Annotated in this window: 20 protein-coding genes and 1 tRNA gene; 19 read left to right on the top strand and 2 right to left on the bottom strand. The window is 51.2% G+C overall.

Annotated elements, in window-relative coordinates; translation table 11 throughout:
* The 16 genes from AC2215_RS01500 to AC2215_RS01425 form a co-directional block, all read left to right on the top strand.
* Window positions 1-424, top strand: a 424-nt coding sequence (locus tag AC2215_RS01500) for a hypothetical protein (RefSeq protein WP_486808181.1), incomplete at its 5' end; no start/stop codon positions are given.
* A gap of 2 nt (window positions 425-426) precedes the next feature.
* Complete coding sequence (locus AC2215_RS01495; protein WP_486808180.1) at window positions 427-642, top strand: hypothetical protein; 216 nt, start codon at window positions 427-429, stop codon at window positions 640-642.
* A gap of 8 nt (window positions 643-650) precedes the next feature.
* Window positions 651-806, top strand: coding sequence for a hypothetical protein (locus tag AC2215_RS01490; RefSeq protein ID WP_486808179.1), 156 nt, complete (start codon window positions 651-653; stop codon window positions 804-806).
* Entirely contained in the window at window positions 790-966 is a 177-nt protein-coding gene (locus tag AC2215_RS01485; RefSeq protein ID WP_486808178.1) for a hypothetical protein, read from the top strand. The genes AC2215_RS01490 and AC2215_RS01485 overlap by 17 nt, the downstream gene beginning before the upstream one ends.
* A gap of 2 nt (window positions 967-968) precedes the next feature.
* Window positions 969-1,190, top strand: coding sequence for a hypothetical protein (locus tag AC2215_RS01480; RefSeq protein ID WP_486808177.1), 222 nt, complete (start codon window positions 969-971; stop codon window positions 1,188-1,190).
* Between the two features lie 66 nt (window positions 1,191-1,256).
* Window positions 1,257-1,475 carry a helix-turn-helix domain-containing protein gene (locus AC2215_RS01475; RefSeq protein ID WP_486808176.1) on the top strand — a complete coding sequence of 73 codons (219 nt, stop codon included), beginning with the start codon at window positions 1,257-1,259 and terminating at the stop codon, window positions 1,473-1,475.
* A gap of 517 nt (window positions 1,476-1,992) precedes the next feature.
* Complete coding sequence (locus tag AC2215_RS01470; protein ID WP_486808175.1) at window positions 1,993-2,982, top strand: ParM/StbA family protein; 990 nt, start codon at window positions 1,993-1,995, stop codon at window positions 2,980-2,982.
* Complete coding sequence (locus AC2215_RS01465; protein ID WP_486808174.1) at window positions 2,979-3,269, top strand: hypothetical protein; 291 nt, start codon at window positions 2,979-2,981, stop codon at window positions 3,267-3,269. The genes AC2215_RS01470 and AC2215_RS01465 overlap by 4 nt, the downstream gene beginning before the upstream one ends.
* Before the next feature lie 447 nt (window positions 3,270-3,716).
* Window positions 3,717-4,100, top strand: a complete 384-nt coding sequence (locus tag AC2215_RS01460; RefSeq protein ID WP_486808173.1) for a hypothetical protein — start codon at window positions 3,717-3,719, stop codon at window positions 4,098-4,100.
* Window positions 4,101-4,427 (top strand): hypothetical protein, encoded by a 327-nt coding sequence (locus AC2215_RS01455; RefSeq protein ID WP_486808172.1) that lies wholly within the window; start codon window positions 4,101-4,103, stop codon window positions 4,425-4,427.
* Window positions 4,428-4,449: 22 nt separating this feature from the next.
* Window positions 4,450-6,054, top strand: coding sequence for a type IV secretory system conjugative DNA transfer family protein (locus tag AC2215_RS01450; protein ID WP_486808171.1), 1,605 nt, complete (start codon window positions 4,450-4,452; stop codon window positions 6,052-6,054).
* Between the two features lie 6 nt (window positions 6,055-6,060).
* On the top strand, window positions 6,061-6,279 hold the full coding sequence (locus tag AC2215_RS01445; protein ID WP_486808170.1) for a helix-turn-helix transcriptional regulator: 219 nt from the start codon (window positions 6,061-6,063) through the stop codon (window positions 6,277-6,279).
* A 3-nt stretch (window positions 6,280-6,282) separates the two neighbouring features.
* Complete coding sequence (locus AC2215_RS01440; RefSeq protein WP_486808169.1) at window positions 6,283-6,474, top strand: hypothetical protein; 192 nt, start codon at window positions 6,283-6,285, stop codon at window positions 6,472-6,474.
* Between the two features lie 3 nt (window positions 6,475-6,477).
* The gene (locus AC2215_RS01435; protein WP_486808168.1) at window positions 6,478-6,804 is read left to right on the top strand and encodes a hypothetical protein; all 327 of its coding nucleotides are present in this window, start codon (window positions 6,478-6,480) and stop codon (window positions 6,802-6,804) included.
* Window positions 6,801-7,010, top strand: a complete 210-nt coding sequence (locus AC2215_RS01430) for a hypothetical protein (protein ID WP_486808167.1) — start codon at window positions 6,801-6,803, stop codon at window positions 7,008-7,010. Before AC2215_RS01435 ends, AC2215_RS01430 begins: the two co-directional genes overlap by 4 nt.
* A gap of 49 nt (window positions 7,011-7,059) precedes the next feature.
* Window positions 7,060-8,088 (top strand): site-specific integrase, encoded by a 1,029-nt coding sequence (locus AC2215_RS01425; protein ID WP_486808166.1) that lies wholly within the window; start codon window positions 7,060-7,062, stop codon window positions 8,086-8,088.
* A 128-nt stretch (window positions 8,089-8,216) separates the two neighbouring features.
* Here AC2215_RS01425 and AC2215_RS01420 read toward each other — a convergent pair.
* Window positions 8,217-8,289 (bottom strand) — tRNA-Phe (locus AC2215_RS01420).
* A gap of 350 nt (window positions 8,290-8,639) precedes the next feature.
* On the bottom strand, window positions 8,640-9,098 hold the full coding sequence (locus AC2215_RS01415) for a PPC domain-containing protein (protein ID WP_486808165.1): 459 nt from the start codon (window positions 9,096-9,098) through the stop codon (window positions 8,640-8,642).
* A 116-nt stretch (window positions 9,099-9,214) separates the two neighbouring features.
* Between AC2215_RS01415 and AC2215_RS01410 the strand changes: the two genes are divergently transcribed.
* From AC2215_RS01410 to AC2215_RS01400, 3 genes are all read left to right on the top strand, one after another.
* On the top strand, window positions 9,215-11,959 hold the full coding sequence (locus tag AC2215_RS01410; protein ID WP_486808164.1) for a phospholipid carrier-dependent glycosyltransferase: 2,745 nt from the start codon (window positions 9,215-9,217) through the stop codon (window positions 11,957-11,959).
* An 86-nt stretch (window positions 11,960-12,045) separates the two neighbouring features.
* Complete coding sequence (locus tag AC2215_RS01405) at window positions 12,046-12,999, top strand: glycosyltransferase family 39 protein (protein WP_486808163.1); 954 nt, start codon at window positions 12,046-12,048, stop codon at window positions 12,997-12,999.
* Complete coding sequence (locus AC2215_RS01400) at window positions 12,950-13,963, top strand: hypothetical protein (protein ID WP_486808162.1); 1,014 nt, start codon at window positions 12,950-12,952, stop codon at window positions 13,961-13,963. Before AC2215_RS01405 ends, AC2215_RS01400 begins: the two co-directional genes overlap by 50 nt.
* Window positions 13,964-13,972: the final 9 nt, after the last annotated feature.

Below are 13,972 nucleotides of genomic sequence, written 5' to 3'. Positions count from 1 at the left end.
CCCTACCTTTCCCTACCTTTCCCTACTTCAACCTACTTCCCCCTACCTTTCCCTACTTCCCCCCTACTTTCCCCTACTTCAACCTACTTTTTCTATGACAACCATCCAACAACCCACCATCAGCAAAACTGAAGCGCGAATCGATCGCGCAGCCCGAGAATACTACCGCCAACTTTCCATCGTCCGCATTCAAGACGCCGTCTACGCTGCCGGCATTCCCGATGAAACCCTCGAGTACTTCTGCCAAATGTTCGCCCGCGAAACAATTGGAGGTCAGCACCGCAGCGAATTGGACAACCAAATTTTCCGGCGGGTCATATTTGGGGCGCGTAATGCTCACGGTCGCACCGTGGAAGAGTTTGCCCAGTGCTGGACCAAGGCGATCGAAATTTGCGATGCACAACAGCAATATAAGGAGGTTTAGCCATGAACGACAAGGAACTAAGGAAATTGCCCAGCGAAGTTGCAAAGAGACTAAGAGTCGCAATTTGGAACTCCTCGGAAACCCCTTTAATTGAGGCTGATGTATTCCCTCTGAGCGGAGCTGATGCAACCCTGTTTAGGAAGTGCTGCCAAAAGCTCAAAGCTGCATCAGAAGAGCGTCTCGAGAATGTTTACAGGATTTTGCTTGAGAAGGCGTAAGGAGCTGTATGAACTTAACCCAACCTGAAATCGAAGCCCTCGAAGAGTTGGTATGGGGCACTCTCGACTCCCTAGCCACTGATGGAGAAGATGACCCCAAAACAGCCACCTACAAATTCTGGGAAGCCCTATACGCCAAAATTCACAATGCCTCTAACCCTTAAACAGCACCACCAACTGCACCGCGTCGCCGCTTACCTTGGCGTGCCAGCCGATGGCAAAACTGACGACCAAGTGATTGATGCGATCGCCGCTTGCCCCCAAGCCGACACCTTCAACCTGACCCGCAAAACTATTCTGACCGACCTAATTCAGGAGAATTAACCATGGACGAAGACGCAAAAATTGCTGCAGCTTTGGACAACATGCTAAAAGCCAGAGACCACTTGCAGCAAGCTGTTCAACTTTGCGAAAACTTTGATGATTGTAATTGGTTTAACGCCGAATTTACCGATTGGGACGGCTGGCGCATAATTAACAATTTGATTCAGCGCTTGGCTGCCAAAAGCCTTCGTCGAGTTGACACGTCCAACAAGTCAACCGACTGACCTGCCAAAGACAAAGGGGCAAGTGCCGACCACTTGCCCCTTTGTCGAATTCAAAAGCCGAAGCCAATGAACCACCACATATCACCAAATTTTATCAAAACCACTGAAGTCGATCCGATCGCGCTCTTCAACCAAGTTAACCTATCTCGATGGGATTACGCTGAAGTACTGGGCGTGACCAAGAACACGATCGATTTGTGGTGTAGCGGTCGCCGTAACCCTTCTCGACCCATTCGCCGCCTTGCCGCCGAGCTTGCGGCAAAATGGGCAATAAAGGTTACCTGAAGATGATTAAGGAACGAATTACCTCCTATTCCAAAACCCTTGGATTTGGCTGGACGACAGCACCTAACGACAGCTTGCTGGAAGTTCCCACCCAGCCTACGATAACAGGAACGATTGGTCAAATCCGAAGGGCACAAAAGTCCCATCCTTTGTACCAGTCCGAGCTGACCTCTCGTAGATGCGAGCGTTGGTTTTGTCGAAATCGAGAAATTATTCGAATTCAATTTGGTCTCTACGATCGAGGCACTCGATGCCCACAGGAGATTGACGCTTTGATTCGACAGCTCGATTCGGACGGAGCATTTGTGACCCTGAAATCGGACAGACAATCCGGCATTTCTGAAAAAAACTTGACTTAGTCCATTCCCCTCCACCTTGGAGGGGTTTTATTATTCAAAACACAGGAAACACATAGAAGCACGCAGAAACACCGCAACATTTTCCAGCAGGAACCATGCAAACAACGTCTTTCCCACGAAAACTCCAAGAAACAAGGAAAAACACCCAGATTGAACCTATGGGCTACGACGGAGGATTTGGAGCCGTCAAACTGACAGGTCAATCCAGCCAAGTGATGATGCCGTCGTACCTTCTGCCAGTGACTGGGGAGCTTTACGGACTCCCTGACACCGAGAGAGGTTGCCTGGTTGAATACATCGACGGGACCGCAGAAAAACTCATCGGCAAGCGCTGGTTCGCCGGACAAATGGCGAGCATCCAATCCCCCAACTCCTACATCAAAGTCACCGACGATAAGCTTGGAAAAATCACCTACGGGCTACAGATACTGCTCGGAGCGATCGCCCTAACCAAGCCTTTGCAGAAACAAACCCTCAGCATTATGGCTTCGATCCAGGATGCCCAGGCTTGGGGGGCAGAACTGAAAAGCGCTCTGGAGGGGATTCACTACATCAAAGTGAATCAGAGCTGGGAAACATGCCTCAATGTTCGGATCGAGAAAGTCCTTGAGGAAGGAGTGGGCACCTCCTACTACTGCCGCCAACAGGGCTTGTTAGAGTCCGGCTCCAAGGCTGGAATGCTCGACTTGGGAAATGGCACGACGATTGCCTCAATTCTCAGTGGCGGTAACGTCATTCAGCGCAAAGTTTTTCCCGATGGGGTTCAGGTGCTGGTTGAGACGATTTGCGGGCACCTCGATGTTCGCAAACGGCTGGGTGAAGAAGGGAAGCCTCATCTCGTGCGAGCCGGACTCGAACGAGGCGATTTCATCTACGGTCGCGGGCGAAATTCCTGGAGCTTCGCTTCTATCTATCAAGAGTCGATCGTGCAGTGGGGGCAACTAACCTTGGCTCCCGCCCTCAAGATGATGCAGCAATGGAACGCAGAGCATGATGTTGTCATTGCAACGGGCGGCGGATCTAAACTGCCCGGTGTTGAGAAAATTCTAAGCAAGAAGGGCATTGAAGTTTTGCCCGATGGTGTCTTTGCCAACTCCCGAGGTCTCTACGGCTTAGCTCAAATGAAGCAACGGAGGATCGCATCGTGAGCAAGTCCCGCTCTCCACAGATTTGCATTCGCAAGCACCTTGTCCCGTATCTCCAGCGATTTGGAACCGAGATGGGACTGGCCGGAATGGCAGAAATCGTAAATCGGGTTATCGAAGACCACCAAGCCTTTTATCTCCAGAACGGTCGCCCGATGGTTGCAGTCAGCACCTTGTCAGCATCGCCAGCAACCGGAGTGATCGCGTCAGCACCTGAGACGGAACCCACTTACTCTCCTGAACTGGAAGAGCTGATCGAATCCGATTTTGTTGAGGTTTTGGGAGACTAATGGCAACATTCACCGTTCGCATCTTCCGATTGAGCAGTCCTCAAGAGTCCCGAAAAATCGAGATTAGCCAGCCTGATCGAACCAATCTGGCTTATAGCCCCAAAATCCCAAAAGGTTGGGCTTTCCAACACGCAACAGAGAAAAGTTAGCAGGTTGCAAAAAACACGCGAAAAACGACGAAAGCAATGCTATGCAAAAGTTTCACAGGTTGCCAATCAAGAAAATCTACTATTTCTTTTCCAATACAGCGTTTTTATTTCTCGTGGAGCTGTGCGCCGGCTTTGGTTTAGGGGTTTGGCCATTTTACCGGCAAACGTTTCTGCCTCGCCGCTCGAGCAGTCCCGTCGTCGGATTAACTCACAGCTCTGACTCGCCGCGTCCCAAAAGCATGTCGCCATTACCTCGCCCAGGCAGCTTCCATTTTTGCCCCCCTCAGAAAATTAACGAATGAGCATCATCGACACCCTAGCCCAGGGTTTGGGCGTCCAACTTTCTCGCGATCGCTTTGAGAAAGCCAAGCTCTCCTCCCCCGAAATTCAAGCCATCATCGCCAAGGGGCGCGACATCACCCCCGAAACGGTGCAAGAGATGAAGGAAAAGTGGGAAAAGATCCAAGAGCAGAAGAAGCTGGTGAAGGACTATTGCCGCTACGGTCGCGAAGGATATTTGGGGCAGGCTGAAATTGACGCAGAGCTGCTGCGCACTTTTCTCCCCATCGAAGCCGAAGCCAACGCCATTCGAGCTAATGCGATCGTTGATGCTGAGAAAAAACGGCAAGAGCTTCTCAAAGTCGCCCAAGCCGATCGAAAGTATCTGCGGGGAGTAATGTAGATGCCCCAAATCCCACTGAAACTGCTAATGATGCTGGCCTCCACCTCCAGCATTGGACTGGGAGCGCTCCAAGTTCTCGCCCTTAACAACCCAGTGGGCATCGGCTATGTTTTTTGGATTAGCCTGGGTGGCAGTGCTGCGGCGCTTGCCGTTCAGGACTACCAAGAAAACGGTTTAAGAAACGTTGGCGTCGGATTCGTGCTGCTGGCGTTCGTAGGCATTAGCCTTTGGCTCCCCACCGGCGGTCGCATCGAGAGAAAAAACAACCATGACCCTCAACCCATTCCAGAAAAAGTACACACGGCTCCTCACCGCCAAACTATTTGATCGTGATATCGATCTGTTCAGCTTGCGATCGATATCCATTCAGCGCAAACTTGCCCCCGGGATTAGCCTGGGGAGCTGGCTCAGCTTTGCCGCTCTCGGATTGGCGGGAGTTACCAACCCCTGGCTGTACCTGTTCCCCCTGGGAGGTTCGATCGCCGCTCTATTTATTGATGAGGAAAGCGATCGCGCGGCGGCGCTGCTGATGCCCCTCATCACCCAGCGCGACGAGGCACGGCGCATCGGGGAAAAAGAACTACTCGAATCCCAGCTCGTCAACCTCAAGGAAATGCTTCGGGGGCAAGAAGAATGGGTGCGCGCGCAATTTTCCCCAGCCCCGCAATATGCCGCGTTGCCCCCAGCTCAGTCTGAACCCAATCCGTCGCCGGCGACAAATGTCACGGGTGATAACACAGGTGATAATCCATCAGGGCATTGGCTTGACGAGTTGCTCGAATATCCGCTCACCTTATTCTTTGGCGCACCGGGTAGCGGCAAAACTACCACCGCCGCCGCTTTGGTTCGCAAACGGGTTGAGCGCGGCCACCGGGTTGTCGTGTGCGATCCGCATCGTAAGTTTGGGGCTTGGAAAGGCTTGACGGTCGTAGGCGATGGCATGGATTACGAGGCAATCGACGGGCAACTCGAATGGGTGGCTGGCGAAATCAAGCGGCGTTACAAGCGATATTCGAGCGAACCGGACCCCAAGTTTGAGCCTCTCACCATCATCTGCGATGAATTCACCAACTGGTGGACGCGGTGCGAGCATTCGGCGGAGTTTATCGACGCATCGATTTCCGATATAAGAAAAATCGATATGTGCGTGATAATCATTTCCCACATGAATACTCTCAAGGGAATGGGAGGAAGTTCGGGGGTTGCAAAGGCGATCGATGCGTCTTTCATTCAAGTCGAACTCCTTTCGCAACGCCATCCGGTGACCAAAAAAGCCGCGCCAAAACTTGAAGGGTGGTTGAAACTTCCCTCGAAATCCAAACAGGAACGGGTTCCAATTCGTCTCGAGCCTTGGATGGATGTCTCAATGGATTTTACAGCCTTGAATTTATCGCCTCTTGACTCAAATCAAAAGTTAGCTGATACCCCATTAGAAACTGACAAGCTAGATGCTCTACTTAGTAAAAATCCATTTCCAGAACCAGGAGATCCAAACTATATCCAATTAATGCAACAGTTGTTTCCAGAAATGACTGACGAGCAGCAGGATGCTTTTCTCAAGCAGTACCGGAAAGGTGGAGCAGACCTAGTACGTAGCGACGACATCGTTGTATCCAATTCGTCTTCCGGTGAAGATGCAAGATCGCCTTCAGTATCCAACTCGCATCCCCACCCAGAAGCTCATGATACCAAAGCTTCTAGCAATTCTGCATTTCTCGTATACGACTCGTATACGTATTTAGCTAACTGGTCAAATATGCCAGAAGAGACGCTCTATCAGCGGATACGGCAAGGATACGAAGACGGGTTATCTGCATCAGATATTGTCAAGAAGCGTTTGGGAAAAACCAAGCCCGACGACTATCGAATTGGACGAGCGACCTTTATTTATCTTGTTCGCAAGTTTGGCTCAGTCGATGAGATTATCAAGTTTAAAAAATATCTAGAAGGGTAAAAATACATGAAACGTTTACGCAAAAATTGGATTACTACTGCCGAAATGGCGAGGCATCTTGGGGTTTCTGTTCAAACTCTCCATCGCCGTAAAAAAGACGGTTCTTTAAAGCAAAATACTCATTATTTGAGCATTGGCGCGCGAGATGCGGTTCGACCTACTTACCGATGGCACAAAGATAAAGTTTTTGCTCAGTTTGGAATTTCTCCTGAGCTGAAAGCTTGAAAAATGTCTCGAACCGAAAAAGCAAAACCCTACGAGCTTCTTTGGAAATATTTGGAGGAATGTGGAGTTTCTCCAGAATCAACACATCAAATCGTCCGAGCGATTTGGCTAACTGCGGTCTACGGCGTTCGCGATCTGAGGGCACAAAACGAGCTTAGAAAAGCGATCAAAGAAGTAAACGAAAAAATTAATTGACTTATGAGCGTATATTCTCCTGAAAACAATCGCCTTTATGGACTTAGAGGGCAAAGCTTTGTTGAAGAATACAAGCGACTATTCGCCGATATTGGACCACAAGTTGCTCAGCGATTTTTTGAGGTTGTTGAAAAATCCGGAAAGTTTACTCCTAGAGATTTAGGTCGGCTGGCTAGAGAATTTCGCCTAACTATTAAAGTTTTAGACGAATGGTTGCCTGACTTAACAAACAACAATTATCCGTTAGGGACATGGCAGCGCTTAAAAGATCGTGGTGCAAAAGCCAGCCAGCTTTTAGACTTAGAACCTAAAATTATTCAAGAAAAATGAAGACGCCGGAACAAATAGTAGAGCAGGCAAACCGACTGGCCAGAGAGTTTTACCGTCTTTCTGGCTATGTTGTGCGTGACAAATATCGGTTTGACAAAGCCACTCATCCCCAAGAGCGAGCCATGTGGTGCATGGCTCGTGCTGCATTTCTTGAGTTGACCGATACTGACCCAAAAGATGCTCTGGTCGAAATTGATGAAATTTGAAACTCTATTCGAAAAAGCTAATACCCGACTCAAGGCTGGAAAAATCGGAGTGAGTATTGAACAGTCGGGGGAACGGCTCGTTTTGCGAGCCACTCTTCCCCCCAAACCTGAAAGTGCAAAGTCTCTACCATTTCAGCAGCGAATTTATCTGGGCGTGCGCGCCAACCCCGAGGGTCTTCGAGTAGCTGAAGCCGAAGCGAAAAAAGTGGGCGGTGCGATCGCTCGTGGTGATTTTTCCTGGGAGCCATATATTAAGGTGCGTTCTTCGACCATCGGTGATTGGGTCGAGAAATTTGAGGCTGATTATTTCGATCGCAGATCGAGGACACCCGCATCAGAAACGACTTGGAAGAAGGATTACCGCTCGGTTTTCAATCGCCTCCCCCCAACTCAGCCGATCGGTGCTGGAATTTTGAAGTCGGTGGTTTTAGCCACCACGCCCGACACCAAGTCGAGAAAGCGGGCGTGCATGGCGTTAGGCGCATTAGCACGATTTGCTCAAATCGATTTTGACGCGAAGCGCTACCAAGGCTCCTACTCTCCCAGCCAAGTTGAGCCTCGCGACTTGCCCAGCGATGCCGAAATTGCTCGGTGGCGCGATCGATTTACTAACCCTTCTTGGCGATGGGCATATGGGATGCTTGCCACATTTGGACTGCGGGGGCATGAAATATTTTATTGTGAATCGATTGAAGGGCACATTTTGACACTTACTGGAGGCAAAACCGGTAAACGAAAAGTCTGGGCGTGTTATCCCGAATGGGTGGAAGAATGGAACCTGTCGCAGTTTGATGTTCCTCAAGTCTCAGGGCGGACTAACTCCGACTTGGGGCATCGGGTAACTCAATGCTTTCGGCGATCCGATGCTCCGCTCGTCGCTTACGAGCTAAGGCACTGCTGGGCACGTCGAGTATTGGAGTTTGGGTTAGACGTAACGCTGGCCGCTCAGCAAATGGGTCATTCCACTCAGGTGCATACCGACCAATATCTTGCATGGATTGGCGAGGAGACTCATCAGCGAGCTTACGACTTGTTGATGCAACGACCCGATCGACCCATGCCACCATCCGTAGACTGAAATGCGACCTAAAAAAGTTGATAGGGTTTGATAAGGTTTGACGCCATTAGATAGTGTAAAAATTTTTCAAAAACCGTAAACCCCTTGCTCTACTTGAAGAGTAAGGGGTTTAGTTTGCATGATAAATATGCCAGGACCCGGACTTGAACCGGGGACACGCGGATTTTCAGTCCACTGCTCTACCGACTGAGCTATCCCGGCGTTTTGCTTTAGCGCTTCACTAGCTTAACAAACCTCGCGACACTTTACAACCCTAAATTTAAAATTGGGTAAGATTGGGCGATCGAGGGGGAACGGACACATGGAGAGGTTCGGTTAGCAGAGTCAAAGGAAGCCATTCAGAGATTCGATGGCAGATGTTAGAAACTTGCTCCCACAACTTCCGATGCCCCATGTATAGCTGTAGCCATAACTGTGTAGGACAGTCTGAATTTACACGAGTATCTTTCTCCTCGAGCTCACCTTCACCAATGTCCTAACAGTTATGGCTATAGCTATATTTGACGCTCCCCACATTTCCATCACCCATTTTCGAGACTACATTTTCGAGACTATTGGAAAGCCACCGGACGCAGTCGAGTCACTTTGAGATCGAACGGACCGTAGCCAGTTTCGCCGAACGCGCGTACTCGAACGGTATAGGTTCCTCCACTATTGATGCGGGTAAACAGAAGAGAATTGGTACTGCCGTCGGGGCCATCGTCGTTTTCCGAGACGATTAAGCCATCGGGGGTCATCAGAGAGACGATCGTATCGAAGCTTTCGGAGGTGACATCAATGGTAATCTGATCGCCATCTTGTAAATCCACCAGATAGTCTCGTGCAAATCCCCCTTGTCCGGTGGGGATGTCATCTTCAGTGAGGGTATCGGAAATTTCCCCGCTCGGGGGTAACATAATCGGGTTATAAATATCCTGAGCCTGAGTTCGGTGCGCGCTCAGAACGATCGCCATTGCGGTGGCGGGAACCAAACAAGCTAGACGAAATCCAACAGTCAAAATGTCGTTCATTAAACTCCTACGATCGCGCCGATCGAACCATATAAATCGAAATAAATCGAACAATACAAAAGGATGGCTCCCTTGCCCCATTCGTTCTGCTCTAGTATAGCGAGGGCGTGTTTCCCGTGCATCCATCTCCAGTACCACCAACGCCAAATCGGATCGATCGCCTCCAACATTACCGAATCTTGTTCGGCATTTGGCTTTTGGGGGTCGCCATCGATCGCCTTTGGTTTGCTCTCGATCGTGCCGTTCCCACTTGGGACGATGCCGATTACCTCACCGGTTCGATGAATTACTGGCAAGCCTTGCAACATCCCCACTGGTTCTCGGGTCAGTGGTGGACGCAACTGTGGCTGCTTTCCTCCAAAATTCCCCCCCTCACCTATATTTCCACGACCCCCTTTCTCAACGGATTCGGCACGGGAGTCGATAGTGCAACCCTGGTAAATTTGCTCTTTAGTGCGGTATTACTCAGTTCGGTATGCGCCTTGGGAACCCATTTATTCGATCGGCGAGTGGGACTTTGGGCGGCCGGACTCTGCGTGCTGTTGCCGGGATTGTATCGCGTGCGTCTGGATTTCTTGCTCGATTATCCCCTCGCGGCGATCGTCACTCTAGCATTTTGGTGCCTGACGATGTGGCGACACAGTTATCTCTCCATCCCTCTATCCCTCCATCTCCCTATCTCCCCCTCTCCCCCTCTCCCTATCCCTATCCCCCCATCCCCACATCTCCCTCTCTTGATTGAGAATTCTGAATGGGAAGCGCAGAATTTGGAAACGGAGGAAATGGAAGTTGAGGAAGACGCAAAAACGCGAAGAAGGAGGAAACGAGAGAATTTTGCATTTTTCATTTTTCATTTTTCATTTTCTCCCGAAGCCCAAACCTGGGGATGGACGATCGCCTTGGGAATCTCCCTGGGACTGGCGATGATGGTGAAGCAAACGTCAGTATTGTTTCTATTTGTGCCTCTGTTGTGGACGATCGGGGAGACACTGTGGCAAAAACGTTGGGGACGGTTATGCAAGCTCGCTTGTGCCGGTCTAGTCTCCGTGCCGATTTGGGGGGGATGGTATCGCACCAATTGGCTGCTCGTACTCACCTCTAGCAAGCGCGCGACAGTGGATTCGGCGATCGCAGAAGGCGATCCGTCCCTGAAGAGTCTCGATGCTTGGACGTACTATCTCGAGCGGCTACCGGACTTAGTTTCTTCGCCGGTATTGTGGGTGTCGCTGGCGGGATTGGTGCTGTCTGGGATGGCTTTTTGGCGGGGGAAGAAGAATCGATTGCCGCACCGGGAAAATGCCTTTCAATGGTTGGCAATTTTCTGGATTGGGGCGTATCTTTTGTGTTCGGTGAATGTCAATAAGGATTTGCGGTATTTTATCCCGGCACTGCCAGTCACGGCGCTGGTTTTAGCCTATGGCTTGTGTGGGGTGCAACGGCGGTTGCGATGGGCAACGGTGGCGATCGCCGCACTGCTGGGGGCGATTAATTTATTTCCGTTTTTGCCGTTGCAAAGTTTAGCTCGGACGCCCCACCCAGTTTACATGGGTGACGAGTGGCCGCACCGCCAAGTTATTGAGGAAATCGCCCGCACGGAACCCTATGTGCGATCGACTTTGGGCGTCCTGCCTTCAACCCCCCAAATTAATCAGCACAATTTTAACTATTACGGTACCCTAGCGGATTTTCAGGTATACGGTCGTCAGGTGGGGGTGCGATCGTCCCAGGTCTTGCCAGACGCGCGATCGCTCTCGTGGTTCCTCTCCAAAACCGGCGATCCGGGTTCGGTTCCCGCATCCTACCCGGAAATGGTACAAGCCATCGAACAGAGTCCCAACTTCGAGTTGCATCGCCGGTGGACGCTGCAGGATGACACGCAGTTGAATCTGTGGCATCGCCGAACGCCGCCGATTCAGGTGATGAAAACCGGGTTTCGCGCCGGCAAAGAAGTTCGACTCGATCGGGTGGAGGTTCCCAGTCGCGTACCGCTGGGGTCACCCGTTCCGGTAACTTATCATTGGTCCGGATCGTGGGAGGCGCTGCGATCGGGCATTGTATTGCTGACCTGGAAGAATACCGATCCGAATCTCCCTCGTACCCCCGAGACGTTGCCCAAGACTCAATGGTTGCACGATCGGGCGATTATTCAGAATCCCAGCTCTCAAACCATCCCACCGAGCGCTCGTCACAGCCTTTTCACCGTCACAGAAGCCACGGCAATGCTTCTCCCCCAAGGGATTTTGCCGGGAACCTACACCCTAGAAGCAACCTATCTAAATCCAGAGACTGGCGAAACCTATGCGATCGCATCTCCCCAAACTATCGTGAAAATCGACCTCACCGCACAAGCCATTCCCGCGCCGGAATTGGACTGGGTGACGCAACTGCGCCTGATGGGACAGATGCTACCGCAAGGCATACCAGCACTCGATCCGGTGTTTGCCGAAGTCGGACGCATCAACCAGTACGATCCGATTCAAGCCTATTTGGAACAAGGAGCGATCGCCCTAGAATATCGCTTGCAGCACGAACCGGAGAATCCCCAACAGCGAGAGTGGGCGTATAGCGCGGGATTGGCCCGGGTGTTGCAGAAACGGGTTGATAAAGCGATTGGTGCATTCGAGCGCGTTGTCGACCTCGATCGCGACAATTCCTACGCCTACGCCTACCTTGCTTTCGTCAATCTCTATGATTTCCGTCCCGGTGCGGCCAGAGAGGCGATCGATTCGGCAATTGCGATCGCGCCGGATTTACCGGAATTTAAGCTGTTGCGGGGTGCGGCGGCACTGATGCAGGGGAATTTGGTGCAGGCTTGGCAAGATGCGCGGGTATTGTGGGAGGGAGGAGGAGAGACGCGGTGAGGGGGAGACGCTCCGGACGCGGTGAAGGACACCGGGGAAAAATTTAGTGTGGGAAGTGGAATGACGATCGATTCTCTAGATTGGATATGAAGCAAGCAGATGTAAAGTCGATCGCCCCGAAGCGATATCACTATCTAGGATTAGCACTCGTCATCATTGTGGGAATTGCCCTGCGGTTCGGCAATCTCGCTTTCAAACCCCTGTGGTTGGATGAAATCATCACTGCCTTATTCGCACTCGGCCGGCAAACCAGCGATATTCCCCTCGATCGCATTTTCACCTCACCCGATCTCGCATCCCTCTTCACCTTTAATCCCTCTCTCTCCTGCCCCCAAATTGCCCGTACCGTCGCCGTCGAATCGACTCATCCCCCCCTCTTTTTCTGCCTGATGCATGGATGGTTGGGGCGGATATCGGGATTTTCCCATTCCCTCGCGTGGCAGTTGCGATCGCTACCGGCTTTATTTGGTATTGGGGCAATTGTTGCGATGTACGTCCTCAATCGCCTCGCCTTTTCTCCCGCAGCGGGACTCGCGGCTGCGGGCTTGATGGCGGTTTCCCCCTTTTGCGTCTACCTTTCCCAGGAATCGCGCCACTACACCCTCCCGTTGCTACTGATTACCCTCGCCCTCATCGGATTGGTGCAAATTCTCCAAGCTTGGGAAAACCGGCAGCCAGTCGGTTGGCGGGTTTGGATGGGTTGGGTGGTGGCGAACAGTTTGGGATTGTACGTTCACTACTTCTTTCTCCTCGCTTTCGTCGCCCAGTTGGGTACGTTATTGAGTTTTGCAATTTGGCGCATCAGAATTCGGAATTCGGAATCTGTACACAGTGAAAGCTACACCAACACAAAGGGAAGCACTGGGGAAAATTTAACCTCCTCTGCCCCCGAAGCCCCCGAAGCCCCCGAAGCTCCCCCATCTCCGCGTCCCCGCGTCCCCGCGTCTCCCTGTCTACACCCTCCTCCCCATCCTTCTTTTCGTGCCCTGGTTGCCGAAGCTAATGGGTCATTTAGGGCGATCGGAAACGGATTGGTTTAAGCCGTTTGAACCGAGTTGGACGGATGGGTTTGCCCCGATTTATCAAACCTTGGCGGGGTGGTTGGTGATGGTTGTTGCTCTACCGGTGGAAGGACAACCGCTTTGGATTGCGATTACGTCGGGGTTATTAATGGTGGGGTTTATTATTTGGTTGGGACGACGAGTTTGGCGGGGAATGGGTTTATTGTGGCGATCTCCCGTCCTCCTTCCGACCTTTATTTTCACCGCGTTTACGGTCTGGGTTTTACTAGAAATTTTGGCGATCGTCTACGTTCTCGATAAAGATATCACCGCCGCCCCCCGCTATCACTTTATCTACTATCCCGGTATTTGCGCTCTACTGGGGGCATGTCTCGATCGCATTTCGAGACCGATCGCCCTGTCGCAAAATGCTTCCTTTAAATCGGTCACATCCGTCTTGAAATCGCCATTATCCATTGCCCTCGCCGTCGGATTTCTCAGTTCCCTCCTCACCATCAATAACTGGGTATTCCACAAACCCTATTATCCCGATCGCATTGCCGAACAAATGACATTCGATCGCACTGTACCCCTGGTGATGGTGGTGGGATACGAAAACTTGCAAGAAGCGGCATTAGGTTTGAGTTTTGCCATGGAATTGGAGAAACGATATCCCATAGAAGAACCCGGAACTGCACATTCTCCTTCATCACGACAACCCAAAATCGAATTCGCCTTTTTAAATCGATCTACTGGATACGAAACCCTCTGGCAAAATCTCTCCGGGCTACAACCGCTACCGGAACCCCCTTTTAACCTCTGGGTTGTCGGACCGGGGTTGCGGCAGGCAGAGTATCCATCTCAATTGGCGATCGCTGCTTCAGGAGGTCAGTGCGATCGCGATCTCGATCGATACTATCGTTTGGGGATTCCCTACCAACTCTATCGCTGTCGTCGGGTTAAAACTTCCCTGTCTAGAATAGTAGAACGAGCAGATTTATAAAGAAAGATT

It is taken from the genome of Zarconia sp., assembly GCF_057467645.1.
The sequence above is the reverse complement of the archived record's forward strand: the minus strand, read 5'-3'. Positions and strand labels throughout refer to the sequence as shown.